This is a genomic window from Nonomuraea sp. NPDC049784 (assembly GCF_040659615.1).
In the GTDB taxonomy this organism is placed as follows: domain Bacteria; phylum Actinomycetota; class Actinomycetes; order Streptosporangiales; family Streptosporangiaceae; genus Nonomuraea.
On record NZ_JBFAMX010000891.1, the window covers coordinates 1 to 3,125 of the forward strand.

The 3,125-nt window shown below is 71.7% G+C and carries 3 protein-coding genes; 2 read left to right on the plus strand and 1 reads right to left on the minus strand.

The window, feature by feature from the left end; translation table 11 throughout:
* Together AB0J09_RS60515 and AB0J09_RS60520 are read left to right on the plus strand one after the other, a co-directional pair.
* The coding region (locus AB0J09_RS60515) for an anti-sigma factor (protein ID WP_360712899.1) at window positions 1-481 on the plus strand (481 nt) is incomplete at its 5' end.
* A gap of 39 nt (window positions 482-520) precedes the next feature.
* Window positions 521-2,731, plus strand: a complete 2,211-nt coding sequence (locus AB0J09_RS60520) for a M64 family metallopeptidase (RefSeq protein WP_360712902.1) — start codon at window positions 521-523, stop codon at window positions 2,729-2,731.
* Here AB0J09_RS60520 and AB0J09_RS60525 read toward each other — a convergent pair.
* A partial coding sequence (locus AB0J09_RS60525) for a phosphotransferase (RefSeq protein ID WP_360712905.1) occupies window positions 2,675-3,125 on the minus strand: 451 nt, incomplete at its 5' end. The genes AB0J09_RS60520 and AB0J09_RS60525 overlap by 57 nt on opposite strands.

Sequence of the window (3,125 nt, forward strand, 5' to 3'; positions counted from 1 at the left end):
CGTGCCGCTCAGGCGCGGCCGGGCCAGGGTGATGGCGGGCCTGGCGGCGGTGGCCGCGGCGGCCGCGGTCGCGCTCGGCGCGGTCGCCCTCGACGCCCGACGCGATCTGGACGACCTGGCCTCGAGGAACGAGGAGGTGATCGCCGTGCTGGCCGCGCCCGACGCCGAGACGGTACGCCGGCCCGTCACCTCAGGCGGTACGGGCACGGTCGTGATCTCCCGATCCAGGGGACGCATGGTGTTCACCTCATCCGGCCTGCCCGAACTGCCCGGATCCAAGGGGTACGAGCTCTGGCTGATGGGCCGCGACGGCCCGCGCCCCGCCGGGATGCTGGACCGCGCCAAGGACGGCCTGACCACGCCCCTGCTGGTCACACCGGAGCGAGGGGACGACCGGGTGGCGCTGACGGTCGAGCCCGCGTCCGGGTCCGGGACGCCGACGACCCAGCCCATCCTCCTGGCCGATCTTCCCGAGGCCTGACCCTTGGTCGTCCGGCCATGATCGGCGATAGTGCAGGGCATGCGTATATTCGCGGCCCTGGTGCTGGCCGCTGCCCTGTTACATACCCCCTCAGCGATCGCCGAGCCGGGCGCGGCCACCGTGGTGCCCGTGCAGGTCACGGGCGCACCGTCCAAGAGGTTCAACCTGATCGTCATGGGCGACGGCTACACCGAGGCGGAACAGGCCAAATTCCGGGCCGACGTCGACCGGCACCTCAACGTGATGTGGTCGATAGAGCCGTTCAAGACGTACCGGAACTACATCAACGTCTACCGCGTCGACATCGTCTCGGGCGAGTCGGGCATCAGCTGCGACCCGGGGCTGGACGCGCCGAGGAAGACGACACCGCTCGGCATGGGCTTCTGGGGCCGCTGCAACCCGAACAGCGTCCAGCGCCTGATCACCATGGACAACGCCGCCGCCACCCGCTACGCCGACCTGGTCACTGGCACCTCGTCCGGCAACCGGCAGATCCTCGCGCTGGGCAACAGCGGCACGTACGGCGGCGCGGGCGGCTCGTACGCCACCGCCTCGGGCAGCAACAGCATGTCCGCCCTGATCAGCCCGCACGAGCTGGGCCACTCCCTGGGCGGCCTGCAGGACGAGTACGACTACTACCAGCGCGGCGTCCCCGGCGGCGCCTACACCGGGCCCGAGCCGTCCAGCGCCCACCACACGCTGCTGACCGAGCAGCAGATGAGGGACCAGCAGAAGAAGTGGTGGCGCTGGCTGGGCGAGCCCAGCGAGTCGGGCGGCCCTGTCGGCCGCTACGAGGGCGGCATGTACTACACGAGCGGCGTCTGGCGGCCCAGCCGGCACTCGATGATGAAGACCCTCGGCTACTACTACGACCAGGTCAGCCGCGAGGTCATGGTCCAGCGCATCATCGCCAAGACCATGGTCATCCAGGACGCCACGCCCGATGAGCGGCCCGTCGGCGCCGACCGGGTGCTGTGGGCCGAGCCGATGCGCCCCGTCGGCCACGCGCTGGCGATCACCTGGAACGTGGACGGCAAGGACCTCCAGAGCCACGAGCAGACTCTGGACCTGCGCACCCTGGGCCTCGCCCCGGGAACCCACACGGTCACCGTCACCGTCTCGGACCCGACCGGGTTCGTCAGGGATCCGGCCGTCAGGGCGGCCATCACCAGGCCGCGCACCTGGACCGTGGACACGTCGCTGACCACACCGCCGGACGGCGTCGAGGCCGCCATCGTCTCCTCCACGCCCACGGACCGGCCGCTCGGCCGCGCCGACGTCGCGTACGTGGAGACCACCCATCCGGCCGCGACCGTCCCCGAGATCTCCTGGACCCTGGACGGCGGACGCGCGGGCACCGGCACCGACCTCGACCTGGGCGAGCTGGACCTGAAGCCGGGCACCCACACCCTCACCGCGACCCTCGGCGGCAAGACCCTCACCTGGCAGGTCGACGCCGACCGGCCCACGACCCGGTACGAGCTGTCCGAGCCGCTCGCCACGTCCGGCGACACCTACGTCTACAACGGCCCGTTCTCCATGCGGCTCACCGGCGAGGACGACCGCGACGGCTACGTGGTCTCGGAGTCCAGGGTGGACGGCGACGGCTGGTTCAACTACTTCGGCTGGCCCACGTCGTCGGAGCTGCCGTGGACGTTCACCGAGGAGGGCACGGTCATCGACTCCCTCGTGTACGGCAAGCTGCCGCGCGGCCGGCACACCATCGAGTACCGCTCCATCGACGCCGCCGGGAACTACGGCGGGGCGAAGAGCTTCACCGTCACCACCATCGCGCCGCCACCCGCCTGCACCAGCACGCTCACCGGCACGCACCGCGGCCCGCTCACCGTCGCCGGCGGGGTCACCTGCCTCGACGGCGCCGAGGTCACCGGGCCCGTGACGGTCAAGCCGGGGGCGTCGCTGGTGGTCACCGGCGGCCGGATCACCGGCACGCTGACCGCGGCCGAGCCCGCTTCCGTGCACCTGCTCAAGGCGTCCGTCACCGGCGCGCTCAGCGTCCGCGGCGCCAAGGCGCTGACCGTCGTCGGCGCCGACCTGCGCGGCGCCGCGCTGCTGGCCGGCAACACGGCGCCGATCCTGTCGGGCACCACGGTCAGGGGCGCTCTGGTGTGCACCGGTGAGCAGCCCGTGGACCTCGGCGTGCCCAACAAGGGCACCGGGCCGTGCGTCAAGCTATCCGCGGGAGTCAGGGGAGGAGCGTACGAGGCGGTCGAGCACGCCGGCCAGTGAGCCGAACGCGGCGTCGCGGAGCCTGGCGTACTCGTCCTCCGGGTACTGCCGGGGGCCGTTCTCCACCAGCAGGATCAGGTAGAGGTAGGCGCGGTAGAGATCGAGCCGGGTGCGCGCCGCCGGAGTGAGCTCCAGCGGCGTCACCTCGCGGTAGCCCGCCAGCAGCGGGTCGTCCTCCGTCAGCTCACCGAAGATCGTCGGCGTGACGAACTCCGCGAGCGGGTCGCCCCAGAAGGCCCGCTCGTGGTCGATGATGGCCTGGATCCGCGGTGGGCCGCTGAGGTCGAGGAAGACATTGCCCTGCCACACGTCGAAGTGCACGAGCCGCGGCGTCGTCACCTCGTCGAGCACGGGCGACGCCGCCTCGACCACGGCCATGATCTCTCCGGCCGGG

What these genes read in the sequence shown, in the direction of transcription:
- AB0J09_RS60520 (WP_360712902.1), top strand. Translation starts at nt 521, where the DNA reads ATGCGTATATTCGCGGCCCTGGTGCTGGCCGCTGCCCTGTTACATACC.